Annotated in this window: 22 protein-coding genes, 1 tRNA gene and 1 pseudogene; 19 read left to right on the top strand and 5 right to left on the bottom strand. The window is 67.8% G+C overall.

Going from position 1 to position 26,654, the window contains the following annotated elements; all coding sequences use genetic code 11:
* Positions 1-31: 31 nt before the first annotated feature.
* Together ACN9M6_RS06880 and ACN9M6_RS06875 are read right to left on the bottom strand one after the other, a co-directional pair.
* Positions 32-1,996 (bottom strand): Na+/H+ antiporter NhaC family protein, encoded by a 1,965-nt coding sequence (locus ACN9M6_RS06880; RefSeq protein ID WP_419162167.1) that lies wholly within the window; start codon positions 1,994-1,996, stop codon positions 32-34.
* 93 nt (positions 1,997-2,089) lie between these two features.
* Positions 2,090-2,314, bottom strand: coding sequence for a hypothetical protein (locus ACN9M6_RS06875; protein ID WP_419162166.1), 225 nt, complete (start codon positions 2,312-2,314; stop codon positions 2,090-2,092).
* On the opposite strand from ACN9M6_RS06875, the gene pyrR reads away from it, so the two are divergent.
* The 4 genes from pyrR to ACN9M6_RS06855 are packed head-to-tail and all read left to right on the top strand — an operon-like array spanning position 2,225 to position 5,707.
* Positions 2,225-2,716, top strand: a complete 492-nt coding sequence (gene pyrR / locus ACN9M6_RS06870; RefSeq protein WP_419162272.1) for a bifunctional pyr operon transcriptional regulator/uracil phosphoribosyltransferase PyrR — start codon at positions 2,225-2,227, stop codon at positions 2,714-2,716. The genes ACN9M6_RS06875 and pyrR overlap by 90 nt on opposite strands.
* Complete coding sequence (locus tag ACN9M6_RS06865; RefSeq protein ID WP_419162165.1) at positions 2,713-3,687, top strand: aspartate carbamoyltransferase catalytic subunit; 975 nt, start codon at positions 2,713-2,715, stop codon at positions 3,685-3,687. Before pyrR ends, ACN9M6_RS06865 begins: the two co-directional genes overlap by 4 nt.
* Entirely contained in the window at positions 3,684-5,000 is a 1,317-nt protein-coding gene (locus ACN9M6_RS06860) for a dihydroorotase (protein ID WP_419162164.1), read from the top strand. Before ACN9M6_RS06865 ends, ACN9M6_RS06860 begins: the two co-directional genes overlap by 4 nt.
* Positions 4,997-5,707: a hypothetical protein gene (locus ACN9M6_RS06855; protein WP_419162163.1), complete on the top strand. Its 711-nt coding sequence runs from the start codon at positions 4,997-4,999 to the stop codon at positions 5,705-5,707. Before ACN9M6_RS06860 ends, ACN9M6_RS06855 begins: the two co-directional genes overlap by 4 nt.
* Here ACN9M6_RS06855 and rpsT read toward each other — a convergent pair.
* Entirely contained in the window at positions 5,704-5,958 is a 255-nt protein-coding gene (rpsT, locus tag ACN9M6_RS06850; protein WP_419162162.1) for a 30S ribosomal protein S20, read from the bottom strand. The two genes, ACN9M6_RS06855 and rpsT, sit on opposite strands and share 4 nt — an antisense overlap.
* Before the next feature lie 246 nt (positions 5,959-6,204).
* On the opposite strand from rpsT, the gene ACN9M6_RS06845 reads away from it, so the two are divergent.
* From ACN9M6_RS06845 to ACN9M6_RS06790, 12 genes and pseudogenes are all read left to right on the top strand, one after another.
* Entirely contained in the window at positions 6,205-6,984 is a 780-nt protein-coding gene (locus ACN9M6_RS06845; RefSeq protein ID WP_419162161.1) for a segregation and condensation protein A, read from the top strand.
* Positions 6,981-7,565 (top strand): SMC-Scp complex subunit ScpB, encoded by a 585-nt coding sequence (gene scpB, locus ACN9M6_RS06840; protein ID WP_419162160.1) that lies wholly within the window; start codon positions 6,981-6,983, stop codon positions 7,563-7,565. The genes ACN9M6_RS06845 and scpB overlap by 4 nt, the downstream gene beginning before the upstream one ends.
* 32 nt (positions 7,566-7,597) lie before the next feature.
* Entirely contained in the window at positions 7,598-8,341 is a 744-nt protein-coding gene (locus tag ACN9M6_RS06835; protein ID WP_419162159.1) for a pseudouridine synthase, read from the top strand.
* Positions 8,342-8,492: 151 nt separating this feature from the next.
* The gene (locus ACN9M6_RS06830) at positions 8,493-9,515 is read left to right on the top strand and encodes an AAA family ATPase (protein ID WP_419162158.1); all 1,023 of its coding nucleotides are present in this window, start codon (positions 8,493-8,495) and stop codon (positions 9,513-9,515) included.
* On the top strand, positions 9,512-10,444 hold the full coding sequence (locus ACN9M6_RS06825) for a DUF58 domain-containing protein (protein WP_419162157.1): 933 nt from the start codon (positions 9,512-9,514) through the stop codon (positions 10,442-10,444). Before ACN9M6_RS06830 ends, ACN9M6_RS06825 begins: the two co-directional genes overlap by 4 nt.
* The gene (locus ACN9M6_RS06820) at positions 10,441-11,334 is read left to right on the top strand and encodes a hypothetical protein (protein WP_419162156.1); all 894 of its coding nucleotides are present in this window, start codon (positions 10,441-10,443) and stop codon (positions 11,332-11,334) included. Before ACN9M6_RS06825 ends, ACN9M6_RS06820 begins: the two co-directional genes overlap by 4 nt.
* Positions 11,331-12,317: a VWA domain-containing protein gene (locus ACN9M6_RS06815; RefSeq protein ID WP_419162155.1), complete on the top strand. Its 987-nt coding sequence runs from the start codon at positions 11,331-11,333 to the stop codon at positions 12,315-12,317. Before ACN9M6_RS06820 ends, ACN9M6_RS06815 begins: the two co-directional genes overlap by 4 nt.
* Positions 12,318-12,319: 2 nt before the next feature.
* Positions 12,320-13,309 (top strand): vWA domain-containing protein, encoded by a 990-nt coding sequence (locus ACN9M6_RS06810; RefSeq protein ID WP_419162154.1) that lies wholly within the window; start codon positions 12,320-12,322, stop codon positions 13,307-13,309.
* Positions 13,302-14,012: a hypothetical protein gene (locus tag ACN9M6_RS06805; protein WP_419162153.1), complete on the top strand. Its 711-nt coding sequence runs from the start codon at positions 13,302-13,304 to the stop codon at positions 14,010-14,012. The genes ACN9M6_RS06810 and ACN9M6_RS06805 overlap by 8 nt, the downstream gene beginning before the upstream one ends.
* 126 nt (positions 14,013-14,138) lie before the next feature.
* Positions 14,139-15,128, top strand: a pseudogene (gene selD / locus ACN9M6_RS06800) (selenide, water dikinase SelD); the annotation flags it as partial.
* A 78-nt stretch (positions 15,129-15,206) separates the two neighbouring features.
* Positions 15,207-15,280: transfer RNA gene (locus tag ACN9M6_RS06795), tRNA-Ile, on the top strand.
* Positions 15,281-15,302: 22 nt separating this feature from the next.
* Complete coding sequence (locus tag ACN9M6_RS06790) at positions 15,303-18,383, top strand: TonB-dependent receptor (RefSeq protein ID WP_419162152.1); 3,081 nt, start codon at positions 15,303-15,305, stop codon at positions 18,381-18,383.
* A 50-nt stretch (positions 18,384-18,433) separates the two neighbouring features.
* On the opposite strand, the gene ACN9M6_RS06785 is transcribed toward ACN9M6_RS06790, so the two are convergent.
* Entirely contained in the window at positions 18,434-20,956 is a 2,523-nt protein-coding gene (locus ACN9M6_RS06785) for a zinc-dependent metalloprotease (RefSeq protein ID WP_419162151.1), read from the bottom strand.
* A 242-nt stretch (positions 20,957-21,198) separates the two neighbouring features.
* Here ACN9M6_RS06785 and ACN9M6_RS06780 point away from each other — a divergent pair, with 242 nt between their 5' ends.
* Positions 21,199-22,104 carry a DUF4440 domain-containing protein gene (locus ACN9M6_RS06780; protein WP_419162150.1) on the top strand — a complete coding sequence of 302 codons (906 nt, stop codon included), beginning with the start codon at positions 21,199-21,201 and terminating at the stop codon, positions 22,102-22,104.
* Positions 22,105-22,165: 61 nt separating this feature from the next.
* Here ACN9M6_RS06780 and ACN9M6_RS06775 read toward each other — a convergent pair whose 3' ends face one another.
* Positions 22,166-23,734 carry an SLC13 family permease gene (locus ACN9M6_RS06775; protein WP_419162149.1) on the bottom strand — a complete coding sequence of 523 codons (1,569 nt, stop codon included), beginning with the start codon at positions 23,732-23,734 and terminating at the stop codon, positions 22,166-22,168.
* 252 nt (positions 23,735-23,986) lie between these two features.
* On the opposite strand from ACN9M6_RS06775, the gene secD reads away from it, so the two are divergent.
* The gene (secD, locus tag ACN9M6_RS06770) at positions 23,987-25,708 is read left to right on the top strand and encodes a protein translocase subunit SecD (RefSeq protein ID WP_419162148.1); all 1,722 of its coding nucleotides are present in this window, start codon (positions 23,987-23,989) and stop codon (positions 25,706-25,708) included.
* Positions 25,709-25,721: 13 nt separating this feature from the next.
* Positions 25,722-26,654, top strand: coding sequence for a protein translocase subunit SecF (secF, locus tag ACN9M6_RS06765; RefSeq protein ID WP_419162147.1), 933 nt, complete (start codon positions 25,722-25,724; stop codon positions 26,652-26,654).

Genomic DNA, 26,654 nt, shown 5'->3' with positions numbered 1-26,654 from the left:
TCCCGGCTCACGCCGGCGGTGGACGTGCGCGTCAGGCGCGTGCGGGGACCGGTCTCCCGACGAAGCGCATGGCCGCGAGCAGCACTCCGACCCCGAGGACGTAGGCGACCCAGGGCGGCAGGCCGTACGACGTGCCGATGTGCCCGAACAGCATCGCGACGACGGCCACGATGAGGGCGTACGGAAGCTGCGTGCGCACGTGGTCCATGTGGTCGCACGCCGATGCCATCGAACTCAGTACCGTCGTGTCCGAGATCGGCGAGCAGTGATCCCCGAAGATCGACCCCGCGAGCACGGCACTGATCGAGCTCACGAGCAGCTCGCCCCCCGCTCCCGTCTCGAAGCCGGAGGCGCCGCCCAGGGCGACAATCAGGGGCACGACCAGCGGCAGCAGGATGCTCATCGTGGCCCACGAGGTGCCCGTGCAGAAGCTGACGACCGCGGCCGTCGCAAACGTCAGGACCGGCACCAGCTCCGGAGCAAGGTTGCCGTCGAGGATCTGGGTCAGGTACTGGGCGGTGGCCAGCTGGCTCGTCACCTCGCCGAGCGACCAGGCAAGAGTCAGGATCACGAACCCCATCGTCATCGCCCGGATCCCCGCCAGCCAGCCATCGAGCGCCTGGCTCAGCGAGAGGATCCTTTGCGTCGTCGCCAGCGCGATCGCGACAAGGCAGCCGGCGAGGGAGCCCCACAGGATCGCCTTGAACGGGTCCGCCGCCCCGAACGTGTCCCAGAGCGAGGCGGGCCCCGCCGCGCTCCGGCCATCGAAATAGAGACCGAGGAGGACGACGACGACGACGGTGAAGACGGGGATGGCGGCGTTGTACCAGCGCAGCGGGATCCCCTCCGGGGCGTCGAGACCCGTCTCCTCCGAATTCACCATCAGTTGCGAGCCGGGACGGAACACGCCGCCCCCCGTGCGCGCCCGCACCTCGGCCCCGTGCATGGGACCGAAGTCGCGCTGCGTGACGATGACGAGGGCCACCATCAACAGGGCGAGGATGGGATAGAAGAGGAACGGGATGCTGCTCAGGAAGACCGTGAACGGACTCGCCGTGGCGAGGGCGCTGGCCAGGGCCGGGTCGGGCGTCTGCTCGGCGGCGATACGCAATCCGTCGCGGATGAGGGAAATCTCGAACCCGACCCAGGTGGAGACGAAGGCGATCGTCACCACCGGAGCTGCGGTGGAATCCACGACGTACGCCAGCTTCTCCCGCGACACCTTCAGCTTGTCTGTGATGGGGCGGAAGGTGTTTCCGACGATCAGCGTGTTCGCGTAGTCGTCGAAGAAGATGCCGACGCCCGCGAAGAAGGTGGCCAGTTGTGCCCGGCGCGGCGTCGTGGCGAGGGGGCGTACGGCTTCGACGATGCCGCGTGTCCCCCCGGAGCGGGAGATGACGCCCACCATGGCGCTCAGCAGCGCGGAGAAGATCAGGATGGAGGCGTTGTCCGCATCGGCGAGCGACGGAACGATGAACGTGTCCACGGAGCGCCCAAGTCCGGCCAGGGGGTCGAGCCCCGCGATGAAGAAGCCGCCCAGCCATATCCCGAAGAAGAGAGAGACCACGACATGGCGAAAGATCAGGGCCAGGGCGATGGCGATGAGCGGGGGCAGCAGGCTGATCCAGCCGGGGAACTGCGGCGCGGCAACCGTCTCGCTCGCCGATCCCTGGTCCGAGTCGATCCGGACCGTGAACGGGAGGTCGCCCCGTCCCGCGCGCAGACCGTCAACGGACGTCTCGGTCCGGATCGGCAGTTCTCCGGAGGCGAGTTCGCGACCCCCGGCAGACCGGACGCTATAGCGTGCGTTCTCCCCGTCTTCCGTCCGCAATGTGAGCGAGAAGGACACGTTGGTGAGGACGACTGCCGGCCCTTCCACCGAGAGATGGGGGGCGTCCTGCGCGAGAGCGGGGGAGGGAAGCTGGGCCGGCGCCGCGAGCGCCAGCGCCGCGAACCCCAACCGCGCGCGCCGTGAAGCGTCGGGTCGTATGCGCATGCCCGAACCTACCGGGAGCGTCGCGAGAGGGGCAACGAGGGGATCGTCGGGCCGCACGCCGGGGCGCGACATTGATCGCGGAGGGGAGCCGATCTATACTGCCGCCCGACCGACGCGGCCGACGGACCTGGCCGACGCACCGGATCGACTGAAGCCGAGACGAAACTGACGCCGAACGTCCTCGACGAAACTGCTGCCGGGAAGCTGCTGGCCGAGCTTTCCGCGCAGATCGACCGGGCGATAGAGCCCGGGGCCCGCCTCATCCTCGTCGGCATCCGGCGTCGCGGTGATTCGATTGCCGCCGAGATCGGGCGCCACCTGGAGGCCGCGCGCGGGCCTGTGCCCATAGGGTCGCTCGACATCACCCTCTATCGCGACGACTTCGAACAGGTCGGTGCGTTCCCCCTCGTCGGCATGACCCGGATCCCCGAGTCCATCGATGACGCACATGTCGTGATTGTGGACGACGTGCTTCATACGGGCAGGACGATCCGGGCCGCACTCAACGAGCTGTCGGACTTCGGCAGGGCACGGAGGATCCAGCTCTGCGTGCTCGTCGACCGCGGCGGGCGCCAGCTCCCGATTCAGCCGGACTACGTCGGATGCGCGATCGAAGTGGGACCCGACCAGGATGTCGCGGTGCGCGTCGGGGACATGGACGGGGGGTGGGCCGTCGACGTCGTGGACCTGGGGACGACCGGCCCGGAGGTGAGAGAGTGACGGCGCCGGGTCGGGAACTCGGACTGGGGAAGGACCTCGTCGGACTCGAGCCCCTCACGGGCGCGCAGATCGAGGCGATTCTCGATACGGCCGAGCCGTTCAAGGAGATCAGCGAGCGGAAGATCAAGAAAGTGCCGGTTCTCCGCGGCCAAACGATCGTCAACCTCTTCCTCGAACCTTCGACCCGAACCCGTATCAGCTTCGAGTTTGCCGAGAAGCGACTCTCCGCGGATACGGTCAACATCTCCTCTGCGGGGTCGTCCGTGCAGAAAGGGGAGACGCTCGTCGATACGGCGCGCAACCTCGAGGCCATGCGCATTCACATGGTCGTCGTGCGGCACGGCTCATCCGGCGCCGCCAGGTTCCTCGCCGACAGGATCCCTTCGAACGTCATCAACGCCGGTGACGGGCGACACGAGCATCCCACGCAGGCCCTGCTGGACCTCCTGACGATCCGGGACCGGTTCGGGGCGATCGCGGGCCGGCGGGTCTGCATCGTCGGGGACATCCAGCATTCGCGCGTCGCCCGGTCGAACATCTGGGGTCTCCTGAAGTGCGGGGCGGAGGTGGCCGTGTGCGGGCCGCGAACCCTGATCCCGGCCGGAATCGAGGAACTTGGCGTGCAGCGGCTGGGCGCGATCGAGGAAGCGATCGAATGGTGCGATGTGCTCTACGTGCTGCGGCTGCAGCTGGAGCGGATGGAAGGCGGTTACGTGCCCTCCTTGCGCGAGTACAACCGTGTGTTCGGGGTCAGCTCCGCGCGGCTGGCGCGGGCGGGGGATGAGATGATCGTCCTCCACCCGGGGCCCATGAACCGCGGCGTCGAGATCGACTCGGATGTGGCGGACGGACCGCGTTCGGTAATCCTCCCGCAGGTGACCAACGGCGTCGCCGTGCGCATGGCGGTCCTCTACCTGCTCGCGGGCGGGCGTCCGGAGCTTGCGGAATCAGCCAAGGTGGACGGGGCGTGAGCGGTTCGCTGCTTCTCGCCGCCGGCCGGGTGATCGATCCGTCCACGAACACGGACGAAGTGCGGGATGTCCTCGTGGAAGACGGCCGGATCGCGGCGATGGCGCGGGGGATCGCCGGCCCGGACGGGGTCCCGCGGGTGTCCGCGGAGGGGCTCGTAGTGGCTCCGGGACTCATCGACGTGCATGTCCATCTTCGGGAGCCGGGGGCCGAGCACAAGGAGACGATCCGCACGGGCGCGCAGGCGGCGGCGGCCGGCGGGTTCACGACCATCTGGGCGATGCCGAACACCGATCCGCCACTGGACGATCCTGCCGCGGTCGGTTTCGTGCGCGAGGAGGCGCGGCGCTGGGCCCGGAAGGGGCAGGGCGGTGCGCGGGTCAGTCCCGTGGGCGCCGCATCGCCGGGGTTGGCCGGGGAGCGGATGACCGAGATCGGCGGTCTCGTCGAGGCCGGCGCCGTCGCCGTCACCGATGACGGGCATCCGATCCGCGATTCCGCCCTGATGCGGCGGCTGCTCGAGTACACGCAGTCCTTCGGAATCCCCGTGCTCCAGCACGCGGAGGACATGGCACTCTCCGCCGGCGGCGTGATGAACGAGGGCGCCGTCGCCACGGCACTCGGTCTGCGCGGTATCCCGAACGCATCGGAATCGACCATCGTCGCCCGGGATATCTATCTCGCCGAACTGACGGGAGGGCATGTGCACATTCAGCACGTGTCCACCCGGGAGGCCGTCGAGCTCATCCGGCTCGCGCGCGAACGGGGAACCCGGGTGAGCGGGGAGGCCACGCCCCACCACATCGCGCTCACGGAGGAGGCGGTGCGCGGGTACCGAACCGAGGCCAAGATGAACCCGCCGCTCCGGTCGGAGACGGACCGGCTGGCCGTGCGCCAGGGTCTGATCGATGGCGTCCTGGCGTGCGTGGCGACGGATCACGCCCCGCATCACTACGAGGAGAAGGAGCGCGAGTTCGACGACGCGCCGTTTGGTATCGTCGGGCTCGAGACCGCGCTGGCCGTCTGCATCGATGAACTCGTGACGCCCGGAGACCTCACGTTGTCCGGGCTGATCGAGCGGATGTCGACCGCTCCGGCTCGTACGATGGGAATCGACGGCGGCACGTTGCGCCCCGGGAGCCCTGCGGACATCGTCGTCTTCGACCCGGAGAGCCGATGGACGGTGGATGCGGCCAGCTTCCGCTCCCGAAGTCGGAACACGCCTTTCGGCGGCTGGGACGTGAAGGGCCGGGTGCGGCGCACGATCGTGGCCGGCGAAATCCGATACGACTCAGGAGACTGGGAGAGGTCATGACCGACCCGGATGCCTCGATTCCACGGGAGATTCGCCGGCTTGTAGAGGAGTCGCAGGAGATCCTCGGCTGGCTCGACCGCCTGGCCGATCTGGCCCGCGACACACGACCGGAGATCGTCGCCAGGATACGTCGGGACTACGACGGGAGGCTCCACGCGGCGGACGAACGCCTGGCCGGACATCGCCCGCGGCTCGTCGAGATCGTCGCGGAGAGAGAAGACGGGCTTGGCGCCCTGCGTCACGAGATGGGGGCGCGCGCGGCGGATCTGGAAGAGATCGGGCTGCGGCATGAAATCGGGGAGTTCGACGAATCCGAACTGAAGGCCCGGAGGGCGCCGGTCGAGCGGGCGCTCGCCACGCTCGAGGCGCACATCGAACGGGAAAAGGAAACGATCGCGACGCTGACCGGCGTCATCAAACGGCTCGGAACCTACGGCCTCGAGTCTATCGGATCCATCGAGTCCATCGAGTCCATCGAGTCCGCCGCCGAGCCGCCCCCCGGCGAGGTGCCTGTCTCCGCACCGGAGCCTGAAGTGGCTGTGATTCCGGAACCGGAGACACCGGCCGACGACAACGGCCGGCAGAGCGATTACGGCGACGAACTGGATTTCCTCGAGTCGCTCTCATTCGGGGAATCCGCCGGCTTCGACGCGGTTTCGGCCATGCTGGAGGAAGAGGAAGAAACCGCCGGCGACGAACCGGGCTAGGCGAGGCTCCGGACGTGCCTCGCCGCTCGCGCCTTTTGCCGTGCCGCGGTGTTCTGGGGGATCACGTTGCGACGCGCGGCGCGGTCGAGCACTCGATAGAGGTCGGTGAGAGCGGACTCGGCCTCATCGTGCGTCTCCAGCGCGTGAAGACGCTTGGTCCGCGTCCGAATCTCCGACCGCACCTGACGGTTCCGGAGTCTCCGCACCTGGGACTGGCGCAGTCGCTTCTTGTGGCTCGCATTATTCGGCATTCGAACATCTTCTCCTTGAATCGGTGACCGGGGAGACGGGCCCGGCCCAAAATCAAGACGGAAGATACGCTATCTGCGGGGCTTTTCAACCATATTACGTTACACGCGGCCCCACGCACGGGCGCACGCACGAAGAACTTCTCCGTGTTACGTTGTGGGTTGAACGACGGGCGACGCGCGTCCAGCCCGGATGAATGACCGGCGCCCGCCCGCGTCCTGTGGGCCTGCGTGGGGAGGGGAGGAGTATTGACGGCGGTTCCCAACCGACTGCCCAGCCAGTTGACGGCGCAGCCGTTCGTCGTCGAAATCGACCGGTTCCAGGGTCCCCTTGACCTGCTTCTCCACCTCATCCGCTCGCAGGACATCGACATCTTCGACATCCCCATCTCCCAGATCACCCACCAGTTTCACGAAGCGCTGACGGAGGGGATCGAGCGTCTGGAACTGGACCGCGCCGGGGAGTTTCTCGAGCTGGCCGCCACCCTGGTCCGTATCAAGGCGCAACTTCTGCTGCCGGGACGCGGAGACACGGAATGGGACGACGATCCGCGCGCGGAACTCGTCAGGCGGTTGCTGGAATACGAACTGTTCCAGGAGATTGCCCGGGTCCTGGGAGCCGCGGAACTGGAGCGGCGGCGTCACCTGGCGAAGGGATATCTCCCTCCGGCCGAGCCGCGCGAAGCGGAGGGTGTGGAGCTGTCGACGACGCTGGAGGATTTCCTGGAGGCTGTGAGCGGGATGCCCGCACCGGACCCGATCCGACGACATGTCGCGCCCATCCGCGTCGTCGCGGTCGAGGACAAGGTCGCCGTGATCCGGCGCCTGCTGGGCGAGCGCGAACGCGTGCCGTTCAACCGGCTCTTCACGTCATGGGCGGACAGACATCATGTCGTTGCGGCCCTGCTCGCCTGTCTGGAGTTGGCCCGGCAACAGTTCCTCAGGCTCGAGCAGGTGAAGCGGTTCGGCGCGATCTGGATGTTCGGTCGCAAGCCCGTGGACGTGGATACCGAAGGCGGGAGCGCGTGAACCCGGAGCAGATCGTCGAGGCCGCGCTCTTCGCCAGCCAGACACCGCTTACGGCGCGTGAGTTGGCCCGGGCCGACGACGAGATCGATGTGCGGCGCGTGCGGGAGGCGCTCGCCGCGCTGAGGGAGCACTACGAGGCGGATGGGCGGGCGTTCCAGGTCTACCAGTTGGGGGATGGGTTTCAGATTCTCACCCGCCCGGAGTTCGCGCCGTACCTGGAACGGTTCGAGTCGGTCCCGCGTCCTCCGACGCTTTCCCGCGCGGCACTCGAGACACTCGCGATCATTGCCTACCGTCAGCCGATCGGGCGGATCGAGCTCGAGGAGATCCGTGGAGTCGCCTCTACTTCGGTGTTGCGCACTCTTCAGGATTGGGAGTTGATCGCCGTCGTCGGGCGAGGCAAGGGACTCGGGAGACCGCTCCTGTACGGGACGACGGCGCACTTTCTCGATCACTTCGCTCTGCAATCGCTCGCCGACCTGCCGACTTCCGATGATCTGTCCATCGGACTCGCCCGACCTGAGGTCGAGGCGGAGGTGGAGCCGGCCGAAGCGCCAGCGGTCGAAGGCTCGCGGCGCTGAGCCGCGCCGCGCGGGGTTCGCTCACGGCTCCCATGCGTCTCCAGAAGTTCCTTTCCCGGGCGGGCGTGGCTTCGCGCCGCAAGAGCGAAGAACTCATCGTGGCGGGCCGGGTCCGCGTAAACGGCAACGTCGTCACACTGCTCGGCAGCAAGGTGGATCCCCGAACGGACCGCGTCGAAGTCGACGGGCGGCGCGTCCGACCGGCCGCGACGCAGTGGCTGGCGCTGCACAAGCCACCCGGGGTCGCGTGTACCCGGCGCGATCCGTCGGGACATCCCACGATCTACGAGTTGCTGCCGGTCGGCATGCATCACCTGCCCCACGTCGGCCGGCTCGATTTCATGAGCGAGGGTCTCCTCCTCCTGTCCAACCAGGGCGATGTGGTACACCGGCTGCTTCATCCGTCAACGGAGTTGCCGCGCGTCTACCGGGTGGAACTCCTCGGCCCGGTGTCGGGGGACCTCCCGCGTCGTCTGCGCGGCGGCGTACCGCTCGAGGACGGCCCGGCGCGAGCACGGGACGCGCGCTGGATCGGCGACCCCGGCACCGCGTCGCCGGCGGTTGAGATGGTCCTCACCGAGGGACGCAATCGCGAAGTTCGTCGGATGCTGGCACGGCTGGAGATCAGGATCCGGCGCCTGTGCAGGACCTCGTTCGGCCCGATCGAACTCGGGGAGCTGGCGGCGGGCGAGAGTCGCGCATTGTCCGGTGCCGAGCGCGCTGCGCTGGAGCGGGCGGCGGGCATGCGACGGGGCGGGTCGGGTCCGGGTCGGTGACCGGCGGCCTGGCACGGACGTCCCGCCGGAGAGACCCTCATCGGGGGTCCCGGGTTGCTCGCGAGCGGTTCGGGGGTGAAGATCCCGCAGCCGGTGGCGAGTTCCAGGCGGCGACAGGCGCCCCCGTCGAATCCCACAAGCGAGAGAGCGCATGAACGCAGAAGCCGGGACGGCCGAACGGATCTCGCCGCAGGATCTGGACAGCCAGGCGTCGTCCATTCAGGATGCCGGATCGTTCGTTTCGAAAGTCCGGAACGAGATGGGAAAGCGGATCGTCGGTCAGCATGCGCTCATCGATCGCGTCCTCATGAGCCTGCTCACCGGCGGCCACATTCTACTCGAGGGCGTACCCGGACTCGCCAAGACCCTCACGGTCAGCACCCTGGCGGAGACGATCCACACGACGTTCAGGCGGATCCAGTTCACGCCCGATCTGCTCCCGGCCGACGTCATCGGGACGCTCGTCTGGGAGGAGAAGACAGGCACGTTTACGCCAAAGCGCGGGCCGATCTTCGCCAATATCGTTCTCGCCGACGAGATCAACCGCGCGCCCGCCAAAGTGCAGTCGGCGTTGCTCGAGGCCATGCAGGAACGCCAGGTGACGATCGGAGAGGAGACGCATCCGCTCCCCGTTCCGTTCCTCGTCATGGCCACGCAGAACCCGATCGAACACGAGGGGACGTATCCGCTGCCCGAGGCGCAGGTGGACCGCTTCATGTTCAAGACGCGGGTCGACTATCCGGCCCCCGAGGAGGAGCGGTTGATCATGCGGCTCATGGCGGGGGAGAACCCGCCGCCCGTCGAGCCGGTCGTGGAGCCCGTCCATATCCTCGCCGCGAGGGCCATGCTCCCCGACATCTATGTGGACAAGCGGTTGGAGGATTACATCCTGGCGCTCGTGCTGGCGACACGAGAACCGGCCCTGCACGATCTCGCGGACCTCGTCGACTGGATCGAATTCGGAGCCTCGCCGCGCGCCACGATCTACCTGGCGAGGGCGGCCCGCGCTCATGCGTTCCTGGAAGGCCGGGCGTTCGTGGTTCCGGAGGACGTGAAGGCGATCGCGCGCGATGTCCTTCGACATCGTCTCGTGCTGACCTTCCAGGCGCAGGCGGAACAGTTCGACTCCGACCGCATCCTCGACCGCCTGCTGGAGACCGTCCCGGTGCCGTGAGACTGACCGACTTCCTCTGGCGTCCGATCCGGTCCGCGCCGACGCCCGATTCCACTGCTGCGTCGAAAGAGGTGCGGCGGCTCGAGTTGAAGAGCCGGCGGTTCATGGACAACCCCGCGCTGGGGCCATACCCCTCGCTCTTCCGGGGACACGGGATCGAGTTCTCGGAGGTCCGCGAGTATCAGCCCGGCGACCCTTTCCAGGCGATCGACTGGAAGGTCACGGCTCGCATGCGCCGCCCGTACGTCAAGCGCTTCGTCGAAGAGCGCGAACTCGCCGTCCTCCTCATCGTCGACGTCTCCGCCTCGCACGAATTCGGCACGCGAAAGGCCCTGAAGCGCGATCTCGTGGCCGAGGTGGCCAGCGTACTGGCCTTGGCGGCGATGCGCGCCGGCGATCCCGTCGGGATGCTGCTCTTCAGCGACCGGATCGAGCGCTACGTCCGTCCGGCCCGGGGTCGGAATCGCAATCTCCGCCTCCTGCACGACCTCGTCACGATCCAGCCGAGAGGGAGGGGCACCGACCTCGATCTCGCGCTGGTCACGGCCGCCCGCATGCTTACCGTACGCTCGTTGGTGTTCGTCATCTCGGACTTCGTCGGCTCCACCGATCTTGCCCGTCCGCTGCTGGGCCTTGCCGGGCGCCATGACGTGGTCGCGCTCGCGGTTGACGATCCCGCCGAGGCGACGATCCCCGAGTCCGGCTGGGTGGAGGTGGTGGATCCGGAGACAGGCGAGCGGGCCGTCGTCGACCTGGGAGACACGACCGTAGGGGAGCGGCTGACGGACAGCTCGAGGGCCCGGGACCGGGAACTGGAGACGCTCTGTGCTCGTTGCCACGTCGATCTCATGCAGCTCCGGACCAACGTCCCCTACGAATCGCGTCTTGCAGGATTCTTCGCGGCCCGCGGCCGCCGGAGGCTCAGGTGAAGCTCGCCGGGATCGGATCCGTGCTGCTGGCCTGGGCCGCGTGGGGGCTCGCCCCGGGGCCGCCGGGCCAGTCCGCGGTCGACCTCGAGGCGACGGTGGATGTGACGTCGGTCCGGGTCGGGGAGCCGTTCACGATCCGCCTCGTCGTCGCGCAGGAGCGGACGGGGGAGGTACGGTTCCCGGCCCTCATGAACGTGCCCGAGTCGCTCGAGCAGACGGGGCCCGTGCGCATTCGGTCAGCGGACGACGGACGTCGCTGGGAGGCCGAGTACACGCTCGTCGCCTGGCGGGCCGATACCCTCGCCCTCCCTCCGATTGAAGTCGAACTCGCGGGTGCGGGCGGCGTGATCCGGTCGCTGCAGCCTCCCGCCGTGCCGGTCCTGAGCGTGCTGCCGGAAGCCGACGATCCGCTCGAGCTCCGGGAGGCCCGTCCGTTCCTCAGTCTGCGGGGATTTCCGTGGTGGCTGCTCGCGCTGGCGGCAGCCCTCGCCGGGCTCGCCTGGTGGACCTGGGGCCGGCGCCGCGTCGCCCCTTCCGCGGCGGAGGGCCCCGCCCCGCCCGCGGACATCGCGCTGCGCGAGTTCGAGCGGCTGCGGAAGGTCTGGATCGAGCGCCGGGTGACGGGGGACCGGCTGTATGATGGCTACGAGGCCACGCTCCGGCGCTATGCGCGGTCCACACGCGGCTGGAAGCCGTCCAGGGAACTGCTCGGGCTCGGCGATCAGGACTCGGTGCTGATCGCCGCCCTGCGCCATTCCGTCCTCGCGCGGTTCGCACGCCTGCGAACGGACCGTGACAGCCCGCTCGACGACCTCGATGTAGGCGAAGCCTTCGTCCGCTCGGAGATGCCCGTGGCTCCGCCGCCCGAGAGCGAAGAGGTTGCGGAATGACCGGTTTCGCGCTCCCCGGTTGGCCGTTTCTTCTCCTGCTCCTCCTGCTGCCCCTCGGATGGGCCCTGATGCGGGAGGGACGGATCCGGCTCCCCTATCCCGACATCTCGCGCATCGCCGGGTCGCGGCGCCAGAGTCGGTTCTGGTGGTGGCTGCCGCCGGTGCTCCGTTCGACCGCTCTGGCCCTTGTCGTGATCACGCTCGTCAATCCCGTCCGGGTCTGGGAGCGCGTGGAATCGGAGCGAGAAGGGGTGGCGATCATGCTTGCGGTCGACATCTCAAGTTCGATGCTGGCGGAGGATTTTCGGCCGGACAACCGGATCGAAGTCGCGAAGCGTGAGGTCATTCGCTTCGTGGAAGGGCGCGAGTCCGACTGGATCGGCCTCGTCGCCTTCGCGGGCGAAGCCCTCACGATGGTGCCCGGCACGCTGGATCATCCCGTCGTCGAGAGCGCCGTCGAGCGCCTCGAAGCCGGGCAGCTTCGCGACGGCACGGCGATCGGGGTGGCCCTCGCCACGGCGGCGAACCGTCTCCGCGACCTCGAACCGGAGTCTCGAATCGTCGTCCTCCTGACCGATGGCGACAACAACAGCGGCGGCATCTCGCCCGAAGAGGCCACCGCCGCGGCGGCGTCCCTGGGCATCCGCGTGTACACGATCGGGGTCGGCCGGGACGGCGTCGCGCCGGTGCCCGTCGCGCGCACAGCCTTCGGTTACCAATACGCGAACATCCGTGTCCATGTGAACGACGAACTACTGGAGCGGATGGCGACGCAAACCGGCGGTCTCTATTTCCGGGCCACGAATCCCGAGGGGCTGACGCAGATCTACGAACGGATCAATGAACTCGAGACCACGCCGATCAAGGAGATACGCACCGAGGAGCGCGTGGGGATGCGGCGGGAACTGCTTATTGCGGCGCTCGCTCTCGTCATGCTGGAACTGCTCGTGACCGCCACGCGCGCACGCAGAGTGTGGGTCTGATCGTGCTGTCACTCCCGATTGCCCTGCTTATCGGTGCGCTGGCCGCGGGGCTGAGGTTGCTTGCGACCCGGCGTTCGGTCGCCGACCGCGCGCGGCTCGCGGAGTCGTCTCTGCTCGAGCGTTACGTCCGGCTTCCGGCCGAGGCGGTCCCGTTCGTCCGTCTGGGGCTGCTGGCGGCCGGAGTTGTCGCCATCGCGCTCGCGACAGGGTCCGGGGGGGCCGAGGCACGACGCCTCGATGAGACCGGTGCCGAGACGATCCTGCTGCTCGACGCCTCGAACTCGATGCTCGCGGTGGATGTCGAGCCGAGCCGGCTTCAGGTGCAGCGGGAACTGGCGGCACGCCTCGCCACGCGGATGGAAGGCCGGATTGGTGTCGTGTACTTCGCGGGGCGGGCATACGTACTCTCCCCGCTGACGACGGACGTGAGCGCGATCGAGATGCTCGCCGAAGGCGTGCGGCCGGCCGCCGTGGGTCTCGGCGGATCCTCGCTCGCTTCCGGCCTGACGCAGTCGATCGACCTCCTCGCGGGGGGGGAAGAGGGAGGACGAAAGTCGATCGTCGTCTTCTCCGATGGTGAGGAGACGGCAGGTCCGTCGTTCGGCGAAGCGATCGGCCGGGCGCGAGACGCCGGGGTCGTGATCCACGCGGTCGGGATCGGGACGGCGGCCGGTGGCCAGATTCCGCTCACGCGGGAGGCGTCGCTGGATCCGACGATGGCCGCGCGTCGCCGGGGTGGAGCGTCCGTACTCCAGGGACCGGACGGCAATCCCGTCGTCACCCGGCTGGACGAGAGGTCGCTCACGCAGATGACGAGCGCGACGGGCGGCCGCTATGTTCGCGGCTCGGATGGCATTGCCGCGATCGAACGGGAACTGGCCCGCGGCACCCGGGATCCCGTAACGTCGACGGAGGACGCGGCCGTGGCGGCGTTGCTGCTGCTGGCCTTCGTCAGCCTCTGGGGTGAAGGGTTTCTCCTGCCACGTGGTTGAACTGAGACGGATGCGCCTGATCTTCGGCTTCGCGGCCGCGGCAGCTTCGCTCGCGGTCTTCACGGCGGCCGCACGGCTTGTCCCGCCGGCGCAGGCTTCGCGGCAGGCCGCGCCCGGTGACCAGACCGCGCCCGAATCCGAACTCGTCGCCCGCTACCGGGAGCGCGCCGCGACTTCGGATCGGCCGATCGACCAGTACAACTTCGGGACGGCCCTGCTCAACGACGGCCAGTTGGCGGAGTCACAGGTGCCGCTGCAGCAGTCGATCGGGAGCGAACGCGACGAGGTCCGTGAGAGCGCGTTCTACAACCTCGGACTGAGCACCGCACTGGACGGCCGGTTCGCCCGGGGCGACCCTTCGGCCCGCCGCGCCGCCTTGCAGTCGGCCCGCGAGGCCTTTCGGTCCGTGCTCCGCACCCGTGCTGATGACGAAGATGCGCGCTGGAACCTCGAACTGGTCGAGCGCTGGCTCGAGGAAGAAGGCGAAAGCGGCGGCGACGAGCAGCAGAGCGGAGAGGGAGAGTCGCCGCAGGGGAGCGGGGCCGGCGCCGCGGCGGCCGCCGGCTCCGGCGAGATGCAGATGCTGTCCCCGGAAGAGGCCGCGGCGTTGCTCGAACAGGCGGGGGACGCCGAGGCGGCGATCCGCGACCGCGTGATGGGCCGCAACCGCTTCCAGGATCCCGTCGTCGAGCGAAACTGGTAGGCCTTCGGTAACCGTGCCTGCGGGACGCCTCGCTTCACGGTAGCTTCGGTCGCCATGAACTCGCCTTCGGCCGAAGCGGCCCGCCTGACCCAGTATTCCCACGGAGCCGGCTGAGCGTGCAAGCTCGGCCCGGAGGATCTGGGCCGCATTCTCAAGCACGTTCCGATCCTGCCCGATGACCGGCTCCTCGTGGGACTCGAGGGTCCGGATGACGCCGCCGTGTATCTGCTCGACAGCGGAGAAGCGATCGTCGCGAGCCTCGATTTCTTCACGCCGCTCGTCGACGATCCGGCGGATTTCGGCGCCATCGCGGCCGCGAACGCCCTCGGAGATCTGTACGCGATGCGGGCCCGCCCCCTGTTCGCGCTCAACATTCTGGCCGTCCCGGCCGGCACCCTCTCCGAGGAAACGGTGGGCGCGATCCTTCGCGGCGCCGGAGACGTATGCGGCGAAGCCGGAATCCCGATCGCCGGCGGGCATTCGATCGACGATGCCGAGCCGAAGTTCGGACTGGTCGCGATCGGCCTCGGCGACCCCGGCAGCCTCTGGCGAAAGGGCGTCGCGCGACCCGGGGATGTGCTCGTACTCGGCAAGGCGCTGGGCACGGGTGTGATCACGACCGGAGTGAAGCGCGACATCACCGCCGCCGCCGATCTCCTCGTCGCCGTCGCGTCGATGCGGCAACTCAATCGAGACGCGACCGCGGTGCTGTCGGGCTTCGACGTTCACGCGGCGACCGATGTCACCGGATTCGGGCTTCTGGGGCACCTGCTCGAGATGTGCCGGGCCTCGGACGCGAGCGCGCACATCCGGGCTTCGGCGCCGAAACTCCTGCCCGGAGCGCTCCGACTCGCCGCGGAGGGATGCGTGCCGGGCGGGACCACCCTCAACCGCGAGGCGGTCGCACCACATGTCGTCTGGAAAGGGGAGATTCCCCAGGCCCGCCGGGACATTCTCCTCGACCCTCAGACATCGGGGGGGCTGCTCGCCGCCGTCCCCGCGAGCCAGGCGGGGGATGCGGCGGCGGCGCTCGAGGACGCGGGGTATGCGGCCGCAGTGATCGGAGACGTCGTGGCGCGGCGCGGCGCGGCCGTCGAGGTCGAAGTCGTGCCGTAGCAGCCCCGTGGCCGACGTTTGTGCGGGGCGCTCCGGCATGTACGTTGCGCACACGATGTCGTGGGTTGAAACGAGTCCGGGCCCGTAGCTCAGCTGGTTAGAGCAGGGGACTCATAATCCCAAGGTCGCAGGTTCGAATCCTGCCGGGCCCATGTGACCAATAAGGAGTCGTCCATGCGGCCACCCCGCATTCCGGTCACCCGGCGATGGTCCGCCGGCCCGCTCGCGGTACTCCTGCTGTTGTTAGCCGGGGCGGCGGAAGCGGCCGCCCAGGCCCAGGCTACGACCGGTGTGATCCGTGGCCTGGTGCGGGACCCGCGGGGGGCGCCCGTCGCGGGTGCCGCCGTCCTCATCGAGCACCGCGCGACCGGCCTCGCGACGACCGTCGAGACGACCTCGAACGGGACCTTCGTGCGAACGCTCCTCCCCCTTGGCGTGTACGACGTCACCGCCCGCGCCCTCGGCCAGTTCGGCGACGAACGCGTCGAGGGTCTGGTGCTGCGGGTGGGCGAGATGCTCGACCTGATACTGGACTTCAAACCCGTCGCGGTGGCCGAGATCACCGTGAGCGCGGAGGGTGCCCCGCTCGTCGACACCGAAGACGCGTCGAGTTCTCACCGGCTCGCGGAGGAGGTGGTCGACAACCTCCCCAACAACGGCCGCAACTTCCTCGACTATACGCTGCTTACGCCGGGCGTTTCGGTGTCGCAGGGGCCGGACGGAGAGGTGCTGAACATCGGCGGGCAGCGGGGCATCTTCAACAACGTCTCCGTCGACGGCGCCGACTTCAACAATCCCTTCTTCGGCGAGCAGCGCGGGGGACAGCGCCCCGCCTTCACCTTCAACCAGGACGCGATCGAGGAAATTGTGGTCGTGAACCAGGGAGCATCGGCCGAGTTCGGGCGCTCGGCGGGCGGGTTTGTGAACGTGATCACGAAGTCCGGGACGAACGACTTCACGGGATCCGCGCACTACTTCGGCCAGTGGGACGCAATTTCCTCCGCCTACCCCAGCGAGCGAGACGGCGGCGAACCCGACTTCGGACGAGGTCAGTTCGGGTTCACGTTCGGCGGCCCGATCGTGCGGGACAAAGCCTTCTTCTTCGTGGCGTACGACCAGCAGGAGGCGAGCGAGACCAAGCAGTTCACGCGCAACGTCGTGAACCGGTCCGAACTGGAGAAACTGGAGACCTTCCTCCAGACCCAATGGCCCGGCCTGTTCGACGAGGAGTTCGGGCCCATCCAGCGCACCGACGACAACAAGGCGCTCGTCGCCAAGCTCGATTTCAACCTCAGCGACCGTCATCAGGCGTCGTTCAAGTACAACTACACCTGGTCCCAGCAGGTGAACGGAACGTTCGACGTGGATTCGTGGGGACTGAGCGCCAACGGTCTCGAGGAGGACTTCTCGCACGCGGTGAACGCGAGCCTCAGGTCCCAGCTCTCGAACACGGTGTCGAACGAATTCCGCTTCCAGTACGCACGCGAGGACCGGCCCCGAGGGTACAGCGGACCGCTGATCCCCGGGGCCGCCGCCCCGCCGCAACCGGCCTTCGCGGCGCTCGGCGGTCGCCCGTTCCCCGACATCGCGATGGATTTCGCGGACGGGTTCCGGATCGGGTTGCCCTTCTTCCTGCCCATCGATCCGGGCTACGACACCCGCGTCCAACTCGTCGACAACCTCTCGTTCCTGGCGGGCGACCACCTGTTCAAAGTAGGGCTCGAGTACAACCGGACGTCCGTCGGCCAGCAGTTCATCGGCTTTGCGAACGGGCTCTACAAGTTCGCCTCCGTCGACGGTTTCATGAACTTCGTCACGCAGGGGAACCGCTACGTGACCTGCTCGGACGGTTCCGACAGCGCGACGGGCGTCTGCCCCGCGGGGACCACGATCACGGGTCCCGTGCTCCTCTACCTGCAGGCGCTCACGCTCGGCCACACACCGCAGAATCAACTGGGCCTGCAGGATTTTCCGATGGACGAACTCGGGCTCTTCATCCAGGACACGTGGCGTCCGCGCACCAACCTGACGCTGAACCTCGGCCTGCGCTGGGAGGGCTCGTGGCACCCGGACATGTTCATCGATCCGGAGGACACCTTCTACGGCCCCTGGATCGGACAATCGGGGTTCCCCTCGGATGGGAGGATCCCGGACGACCTCGACAATTTCCAGCCGCGTTTCGGGCTGGCCTGGGACCCGCGCGATGATGGCCGGACCCTCGTCCGCCTGAATGCGGGGTCCTATTTTTCGCGCATCCCGATGCTGGTGTTCGCACAGCACCGTACCACGAACGGGGCCTTCCAGGGCACCCAGTTCGCGGCCAGCGACGCGACGTTCCTCCCGCCGCCGCCACGGATCGGAGAATTCCTCACACCCCCGCCGCCCGGGACGCCGCCTTTCCAGCCGGGGGTCAACGTCGCGAACCGGGACCTGGAGCTGCCGCGCACGTGGTCGTTCAACGTCGCCCTGGAACAGGCGTTCAGCGAGGACATGGCCGCGACCGTTTCGCTACAGCACGCGCGCACGGACAACCTGTTCCGCTTCGTCGACCGCAACGCGGCGGAGCTTGGCGCGCCGTTTGCCGAGGGAGCCAACGGACTGGGGACGCTGACGGTGACGGAGAGCAGCGCGCGCTCCCGCTATCACGCGATCACGCTCGGGCTGCACGGCGACAACGCGCTCTCCGGCAGGCTGAGTTTCGAAGCGAACTACACGCTGGCCTTCGACAAGTCGGACGACGACAATGAACGTGACCCGTTCAACTTCTTCTATGCGAGCGCGACCGATCTCACGCCCGAATACAACTGGTCGATCCGGGATCGACGCCATCAGATGACGGGTTTCTTCCTGTTCCACCTGGGACGGGGCGTCCTCCTCAACCACGTGTTCCGGTACCTGTCCGCGTCGCCGATGTCGGAGAGCTGCGGCCCGACGGCTGCGAACCCTCTTGCCGCCCCGGCTGGTGAGCGGGCCGGGGCCCCTGCGGATCGCGTGTGCGCCGACGGCTCGATTCTGCGGCGCAACACGCTGCGCCGGGAGAACGACTTTTTCACGTGGGACCTGCGGATCTCGAAGGTGTTCCCGCTCGGAGGCGGGCGTACGATCGAGCCCATCCTGGAGGTCTTCAACCTGACGGGCGCCGACAACTTCCTCGACACGGCGCAGACGGGACTCCTGTTCAACTTCGACGGCACGATCCGCAGCGGCCTCGGCGACACGCGCCGCGCGCAACTCGGCGTCCGCTTCCGCTTCTGAGTTGAGGCGCTGCGGTAGAGTTTCGCTTGAGCACGCGTGGCTCCTCGACCTCAGTCAGGGTTCAGGATGTCGTCAATCCGGGCCAGCGCGTCGCGCAGGTGCAGTTCGGTCGTGCGGTCGAGCCGGCGCCGCAGCGTGCCCTCGATCGACTCCTGGAGTCCGGCGAGTTCGCCGCGCACGAAGGCGCGGATATCGGACTGCGACACGTCGACCGACGTGAAGAAATCAGCCAGACCGCCGAAGATGAAGGGCGGGAGCGAGAGTTCCGACCTCATCAGGAACTCGAGGCGCTCCAGGTGGCCCCGCTGGAGGTTGCGCCGGTAGACGCCGATCGGCGCGCCCGTCTCGAGTTCTCCCCAGATCGCGTTGCGCAAATCCTCGAACATCTCCCCGAGGCTGTAGTGATCGTCTCCGTTCCGGGCCTCCGCCTCGATGAGCCGCTGCATGCGCCCGGGGTCGAGCACCAGGTTGACGACGCGGACCTGTATGCCCCGCATGCGGTCCACCGTCGAGGGGTTCTCGATCTTCGACAGGATGTTCTCGTCGATCATCCATGTGGGCGGGTCGAAGGCCTGCCGGGCGAAGAAGTCCATGGCCCGCCCCTGAGTCGCCTCATCCACGAACTCGTAGACGGGACCTTCCTGCCCGATCCGCTTCCGGGTCCGCGTGACGCCGCCGACCACCGTGCCGACGTGGCCCATGTACCGGTTCCACTGACCGATGACGTTGCTGTATAGTTCGGCCAGTTCCGAGTAATCCTCTCCCTCGCGCTCCTCGCTGCTCCACTCGACGAGGTTGGGAAGGATCCGCTTCAGGTTTTCGATGCCGAGGTCGCCGGCCTCCATGGCGTCGGAGCCGATGGCCTCCGTCTGGGCGCTCGGGTCGATCGGCGTCGAGTTGCCGAAGTAGTACACGGGATCGTCCTCGACCTCGCGTGCCCACGCGTCCAGCGTGGCTCTTTCCTCGTCGGCGTCGGCCCCCGGAATCGGCCGGTAGGCCCAGTTGATCGCGAAACGGTCGTACTCTCCGATGCGCGGGTCGACGCACGCGCCCTCGTCGTCCGGCTGCGCGACGTAGTTGAAGCGGGCGTAGTCCATGATCGAGGGCGCGACGCCGTTCCGGCACACGAAGCCCGGGGCCCGGAGCGAATCGACGGGGAAGGCCGAACTCGACTTCATGTTGTGCTGGAGCCCGAGCGTGTGTCCCACTTCGTGCGCGGCGACGAAGCGGATCAGCCGGCCCATGACCTCGTCATCGAAGAGCGCACGGCGCGCGGCCGGGTTCACCGCCGCCGTCTGAATCAGGTACCAGTTGCGCAGCAGGTTGGCGACGTTGTGGTACCACTGGATATCGCTCTCCAGGATCTCGCCCGTGCGGGGGTCGTGGACATGAGGTCCCGAGGCGTTCTGGACCTGCGACGGAAGCCAGCGGATCACCGAATAGCGCACGTCCTCGGGACTGAACTCCGGATCCTCCTCGAACGAGGGGGGCATCCGCCCCTGAATCGCGTTGCTGAAACCGGCGGCCTCGAACGCCTCCTGCCAGTCCTCGATCCCCTGGATGAGATAGGGGCGCCACCTCTCGGGTGTGGCTGGGTCGAGGTAATAGATGATGGGTTTCACGGGGTCGACGAGCTCGCCGCGCCGGAAGGCCGCCGTGTCGCTGGGCTCGAGCCGCCAGCGCGTGACGTAGCGTCGCGTGACGACCTTCTGGTCGCTGCGGCCGTAGTCCACCTGGCTCACGCTGAAGAACCCGACCCGCTCGTCGTAGATCCGCGGCTCCATCGGTTCGTCCGGAAGCAGGATCATCGACTGGTTCATCTCGATCGAGATCGCGTTCGTCGTCGCGTTCGTCGGAGGCGACTGCGCGGTATAGGTGAGGACGTGCCGGACTTCGACGTTGCGCGGAAAGCTCTTCACCCAGTCGACATAGCTGCGGTTCGAGTCGAGCGAGCGCACCCGGTACGAGTCGCGGAAGCTCTGGCGCAGGCCCAGCATCGGAATGTCCGACTCGAACAGAGGGGTGACGTCCACGACCACGCTGGTCGAGTCCTCATTGAGGGCCTCCACGTCGAAGGCCCGGAGGATGGTCTCGAAGTTCGCGCTCCGGACCGCGCGGGCCACCGGAAGCTCCTCGTCGGCCACGTTCACGTGCGTGACCACGCGCAGGAAGACCCGCTCATCCCTGGGACCGTTCTTCTCCCAGCGGATGACCTGTGTGTTCAGCTTCTGGCCACCGTAGCCCATCCCGTTGGGGACCGACGCCGTGCGGCTCACGAGGAGGATCTCACGGTCGAGGATCTCGTTCGGAATCTCAAACAGGATCTTGTCGTCGAAGCGGTGCACGTGGACCATGCCCGAGTCGGTGACCGCCTCCTCCGTAACGACCTCCGCGTAGGGCTTGGGTCCGTCGTCGCTCCCGTCGCCACCGCGGCTGTCGGCCCCTCCGCCGGCCGACGCGGGCGGGCCCGCGGCCGGACGCGCGAAGGGCCGCACGCAGCCTGAGACCACGAGCAGCAGGGAGAGGGGGAGTACGAGTGCGAAGCGTCGGGGGGCGCTGGAGATGCGAACCATGGCTTTGACTGTCCGTTGCGGGAGTATCGTTAAATCTCGAGCGTAGGCCGGCTCGCCGGGAAAACTATGCCCGACGCCGGGGCGGGCCAACCACAATCCGAAGCGTCGCGCGCATTGACGGATCCGCCTCGTCCGACGTACGGTTCCCGGCAGTTATGCGTTGTCTCGTCGACAGATACCGGGGCGCTGAATTGGAAGGTACGCCGCCGGGTCGCGACGGTTCTTGCCGAAGGAGGTACCTGATGCGCATCCGCACCTTGGCTCCCCTCGCCCTCGCCGTGACTTTCGCCTGCGGAGAGCCTGCCACGGAAGACGCCGCAATGACGGAAGACATGGCCGATGCCGAAGCCATGCCCGACGCCACCGCGGCGATGACGGAAATCACGGACTACTGGCAGACCCATTTCAACATGGGACACGGCAGCATGGTCGCGGGCAGGTTCGCCGAGGACGGGCTCCTCTGGGGTTCCTCGGGGGCCATGCTCTACGGGAGGGATGCCGTCGGCGCGGGCCTCCAGGCGCGGATTGACGCGGAGGGGTCGCAGATCGCGATCCACCCGGGCGAGACGATGGGATTCGGCGACCAGATGGTCACGCGCGGACACTATGTGCTGACCGGTACCGTGGACGGGGCGGCGGTCAGGAACTCCGGATACTACATGGCGCTGGCCGGGAACATGGATGGCGAGTGGTCTCTGAAGGGCATGGTGAGCAACCTGGACACACCCGACCAGGCCATGTCGGCGGGCGAGATGATGGAGATGCCCGAAGGGATGGGCGGAGACCTGATCCAGGCGAGCGGGGACTACTTCGCCACCCACTACAACATGGGCCACGCGTCGATGGTCGCGAATACCTTCACGGAGGACGCGGTCGCGATGATGCCGGGCGAGCGGGCCCGTGAGGGACGCGCCGCTGTCGAGGAGGGGCTGCAGGCGATGTTCGATGCGGGCGTCACGTTCAGCGGGGTTTCCGGCTGGTCCGCGCACGAACTCGACGAGGGGCACGTGGTCGGCATCGGCACGTACGGCACCGAGGGTGCGGACGGTGCGGCTGGGGGCCACTTCGCGGCGCTGTACATGCGCGGCGAGGACGGTGACCTCATGGTGCACTGGTTGCTGATGGGCGCGCACTCCGCCGGCATGTAGCGACTCCCACTCGGGCTCCGGCGGCCGGGTCGCTTCGATCGCCCCGGCCGCCGGCCCGCCACTACGGACCCGGCCCCGCCCAGTCGGGCAGGACGCCGGGCTCGATCCCGAACAGAAGCGGACCCAGGGCGCGGAAGATCAGCGTGATCACCACCGCGCCGAAGAGGTTGAGCACGAGGCCCACCCGCGCCATCTCCGCGATCCTCACCCGATCGCTCCCGAACACGACCGCGTTGGGCGGCGTGGCCACGGGCATCATGAAGGCGCACGAGGCGGACAGCGTGGCGGGGATCATCAGCAGCAGCGGGTGAACGCCGGTCGACACCGCAACGGCCGCGAAAATCGGGAGCACCATCTCGGTCGTCGCCGTGTTCGACGTGAGCTCCGTGAGGAACGTCATCGCGAGACAGATGACGAGGATCAGAAGGAGCGGCGGTACGGTGGCCAGTCCACCGAATCCGTCGCCGATGAAGCGCGCGAGCCCGGTGGTCTGAAAGCCGTGCGCCAGCGCGAAGCCCCCGCCGAAGAGCAGCACGATGTTCCAGGGGAGCCGCAGCACCACGCCCGGTCCCATGACCGTCCGCGACTTCGCGCCGGGCGTACGCGTCGGGATGAGGAAGAGGATGCTGGCCATGGTGATCGCGACGGTGCCGTCGTCGATCAGGTGCCCGTACGGCAGAAGGGTGGACCAGCCGGGGACGGTGAGCGGCCCGATTGCGATCGGGGCACGGAAGACCCAGAGAAACGCCGTGGCCGCGAACACCCCGAGGATCGCCCGCTCCTCGAAGGCGATCGCGCCTAGCTTCCGCATCTCCGACTCGACCACCTCGCGGTCGACCGTGACCTCCTCGGGTACACGGAAGAAGACGCGGGTGATCAGGCCCCAGGCGATGGCCAGCATCAGGGCCGAGATGGGAAGTGCCATGACGAACCACTGCCCGAACGCGATGGGCGGTGCGTCCGGAAACGTGATCTGGAATATCCGCTGCAGCGACAGGATCGGCGGCGTCCCGACGAGGGTGGCGATCCCGCCGGCCGAGCAGGCATACGCGATCCCGAGCATGATCGACACGGAAAAGGTGCGCGTCCGATCCCGCCCGAACTGCTCTTCCATCCTCAGGATCACGGCGAGTCCGACCGGGAGCATCATGATCGCCGTGGCCGTGTTCGAGATCCACATCGAGAGGAAGGCGGCGGCGAGCATGAATCCGAGGACGATACGGGCCGGCCCGCCTCCCACCGAGCGGATGACCCAGAGGGCGATCCGCCGGTGCACGTCCCATTTCTCCATGGTGAGGGCGATCATGAAGCCGCCCAGGAAAAGGACGATGGTGCTGTTGAAGTAGATCGGCGCCGTGTCACCCGTCCGCTCGATGCCGAGGAGGGGGAAGAGGAAGAGCGGGAGCAGCGCGGTGGCGAACAGCGGGATCGCGTCGGTGATCCACCAGGTGGCCATGAGGAGGGCCAGCGCCGCCATGCGCGTGACCTCCGGCCGGCCGGGATCCAGATCGAGCAGCAGCATGAGCAGGAACAGCAGCGGCCCTAGCCAGAGGCCGACGCGTTGACTGCGCGACCGGCGTGCGGCCGCCGGCCCCTCCGCAGGATCGTTTCCCGAACGGGTATCCGCCATGCGCTCCTCGTGGCTCCGGGCCCCGGTCTCAGCCCCGCCCTCGCGGGGGTGCGCCGCGGGCCGCCCGCCGCCGCGCCGCCCGCGAGGAACCTACCATGCGGCGCGAGAAGTCGCGCAGTTTCGTCGCGGGGGTCGCTTGACTAGCTTTCCGTCCCTTTGCCACTCGCAGCGCCGCCGCCCACCGGGGCCGGCGCCGCCCGGACCCCATCGGGTCCGCGGTCACGAGACCCACGAAGAACGGTGACGATTTAGATGTTCAGTTCGGTACGATGGCGGTTGATCTGGATCGCCGTCCTGATAACGGTCTGCGGCTTCGCTCTCATGCCGGAGACCGTCGTGGATGAGGCCACGGGAGAGTCTGAACTCGTCTGGCCACTGAAGCTGGGGCTCGACCTGCAGGGCGGGATGCACCTCGCGGTCGAGATCTACGACCCCGAGGGTACACTGACCGGCGCGGACCTCGACGACGCACTCGACCGGACACTCACCACGATCCGCAACCGGATCGACGAGTTCGGCGTCCGCGAGCCCACCATCCAGCGTTCCGGCAACCGCATCGTCATCGAACTCGCGGGCGTGGACGACCCCGATCAGGCGAAGCGGATTGCCACCGAGACCGCCTATATGGAGTTCAAGATCATCACCGACGGTCAGGCGTTCATGGAGGCGCTCGAACGGATCGATCGTGCGATCGTGAACGAGGTGGGGATCGAGAACCTCCGCATCACGCCGCTGGAAACGGCGCCTGAAGTCGACCTCGGCGAGATCCTCGGAACCACGGCGGACACGGCCGAGGGGGAGGCCGATGCCGGGGGCCCGGGTGAAGCGGAGGATCCGGCCGTCGCCGGAGCCGAAGATCCGGCACAGACGGAAGACCCGGCCAGCGCGGGGGACTCCGCCACGCCCGATCCGGCGACGGCTCGACCGCTCAGCGCGCTCCTTGGTCAGGGTGGGGTTCTGGGCGAGTTCCTGGTGGCGCGGGAGGACCAGCCGACCGTCACCGCATGGCTCGAACTGGAGGGTGTGCAGGCGACGATCCCGAGAGAGGTCACGATCCATTGGGGTGTCGAGGAGGTCGGGGCGGGCGGGAGTTCCTACGTCCCGCTCTATGTGCTGGAGGCGGAGCCCCTGATCACCGGTGAGATGTTGCAGGACGCCGGGCCCGCGAACCGCGACCCGACGTTCAACCAGCCGCTCGTGCCGTTCGAGACGACGCGCCGGGGGGCGCGGGTCTTCGAGCGCGGCACCGCCCGCAACATCGGTCAGAACATGGCCATCGTCCTCGACGATCGCGTGCAGAGTTACGCCGTCATCCGCAGCACCCTGAGCCGGCGCGCGCAGATCGAGCTGGCCCCGGGGGCGTCGTTCCAGGAAGCGCAGGACCTGGCGCTCGTGCTGCGGGCCGGGGCGCTGCCCATGCCCATCGAGGTGGTGGAAGAGCGCAACGTGAGCGCCTCGCTGGGCGAGGACTCGATTCGGCAGGGACGCACGGCTTTCATCATCGGCATCGTGGGCGTCATCGTCCTCATGATGCTGTACTACAAGGCGGCGGGCGTGCTCGCGGTCGGTGCCCTGATCGTCTATGTCGTCCTCATGCTGGGGGGCCTGGCCGGCCTCGACGCGACGCTTACGCTGCCCGGAATCGCAGGTCTCATCCTGTCGATCGGGATGGCCGTGGACGCGAACGTCCTCATCTTCGAACGCGTCCGCGAGGAACTGGCCGCGGGGAAGACGCCGCGGACCGCCGTAGAGGCCGGGTTCGCCAGCGCGCTCTCGGCGATCGTCGATGCGAACCTCACGACGCTCATCACCGGAATCATCCTGTTCCAGTTCGGGACCAGTTCGGTACGGGGCTTCGCGGTCACGCTGTGCATCGGAATCCTCGCGTCGTTCTTCTCCGCGATCTACGTGACGCGAACCTTCTTCATCATGTATCTGAACCGACGGGGCTCCAGAGAGTCCGTGAGCATATAGGGCGCCTGCGATCATGAGGGTCTTCGAGAACGCGAACTACAAGTTTCTCTCCATGCGGCGGCCGGCCTATTTCGTCTCGGCCGCGATCATCACCATCGGACTCGCGTCCATCGCCCTTCGTGGCGGGCTGCGGATGGGGGTGGAATTCACCGGAGGCGTCCTGCTCGAGGTGCAGTTCTCCGAAGAGACGAATGTCGGCCAGATCAGGGACGCGCTGACAGCCGGAGGCACCACCGGGGTTCAGATCACGCAGCTGCGGGCGGTGGCCCAGGCGACGAACGATTTCCTGTTGAGGGTGCCGGTCGGGGCGGATGAGGACCAGAACGAGGTCAGGGACCAGATCCGGCAGAGCCTCGAGACGGAGTTCGCGGCCGGGAGCTTCGACATTGTCCGCGGCGACACGTTGAGCGCCAAGGTGGGCGGAGAATTTCAGCGCACGGCGATCATCGCCGTGATCCTCTCCTTCCTGCTGACCCTGATCTACCTCGCATTCCGGTTCGAGTGGCGTTTCGGTGTGGCGGCCGTGATCGCGACGGTCCACGACATGCTGATCACGTTCGGGTTCATCTCGCTGTTCGACATCGAGATCAGCCTGGCCACGGTCGCGGCCATCCTCACGATCATCGGGTACTCGCTCAACGACACGATCGTCGTCTTCGACCGCGTTCGGGAGAACCTGAGAAAGAAGCGGAAGGAACCGTACGAGACGACCCTGGACCGCAGCCTGAACGAAACGCTGCCTCGCACGGTTCTGACCAGCGGCACGACACTGGTCTCGCTCGTCTCGCTGGTGGTTATCGGAGGCGCCGTGATTCGGCCCTTCGCCAGCGTCCTGATCGTCGGCGTACTCGTCGGAACGTATTCCTCGATCTTCGTAGCCTCGCCGGCCCTCGTCGAGATTCACGAGCGGGCGCGCAAACGCGCCGCGATCGGCGCCCGCACCTAG

The organism is Candidatus Palauibacter sp. (assembly GCF_965197445.1).
Lineage (GTDB): Bacteria > Gemmatimonadota > Gemmatimonadetes > Palauibacterales > Palauibacteraceae > Palauibacter.
The sequence above is the reverse complement of the archived record's forward strand: the minus strand, read 5'-3'. Positions and strand labels throughout refer to the sequence as shown.

Excerpts from the sequence above, each read along its gene's own strand:
- secF (WP_419162147.1), top strand. The coding sequence starts at position 25,722 with ATGAGGGTCTTCGAGAACGCGAACTACAAGTTTCTCTCCATGCGGCGG.
- secD (WP_419162148.1), top strand. The coding sequence starts at position 23,987 with ATGTTCAGTTCGGTACGATGGCGGTTGATCTGGATCGCCGTCCTGATA.
- ACN9M6_RS06830 (WP_419162158.1), top strand. The coding sequence starts at position 8,493 with ATGAACGCAGAAGCCGGGACGGCCGAACGGATCTCGCCGCAGGATCTG.
- ACN9M6_RS06775 (WP_419162149.1), bottom strand. The coding sequence starts at position 23,734 with ATGGCGGATACCCGTTCGGGAAACGATCCTGCGGAGGGGCCGGCGGCC.
- rpsT (WP_419162162.1), bottom strand. The coding sequence starts at position 5,958 with ATGCCGAATAATGCGAGCCACAAGAAGCGACTGCGCCAGTCCCAGGTG.
- ACN9M6_RS06855 (WP_419162163.1), top strand. The coding sequence starts at position 4,997 with ATGACCGACCCGGATGCCTCGATTCCACGGGAGATTCGCCGGCTTGTA.
- ACN9M6_RS06790 (WP_419162152.1), top strand. The coding sequence starts at position 15,303 with ATGCGGCCACCCCGCATTCCGGTCACCCGGCGATGGTCCGCCGGCCCG.
- ACN9M6_RS06780 (WP_419162150.1), top strand. The coding sequence starts at position 21,199 with ATGCGCATCCGCACCTTGGCTCCCCTCGCCCTCGCCGTGACTTTCGCC.
- ACN9M6_RS06880 (WP_419162167.1), bottom strand. The coding sequence starts at position 1,996 with ATGCGCATACGACCCGACGCTTCACGGCGCGCGCGGTTGGGGTTCGCG.
- ACN9M6_RS06815 (WP_419162155.1), top strand. The coding sequence starts at position 11,331 with ATGACCGGTTTCGCGCTCCCCGGTTGGCCGTTTCTTCTCCTGCTCCTC.
- ACN9M6_RS06785 (WP_419162151.1), bottom strand. The coding sequence starts at position 20,956 with ATGGTTCGCATCTCCAGCGCCCCCCGACGCTTCGCACTCGTACTCCCC.
- ACN9M6_RS06835 (WP_419162159.1), top strand. The coding sequence starts at position 7,598 with ATGCGTCTCCAGAAGTTCCTTTCCCGGGCGGGCGTGGCTTCGCGCCGC.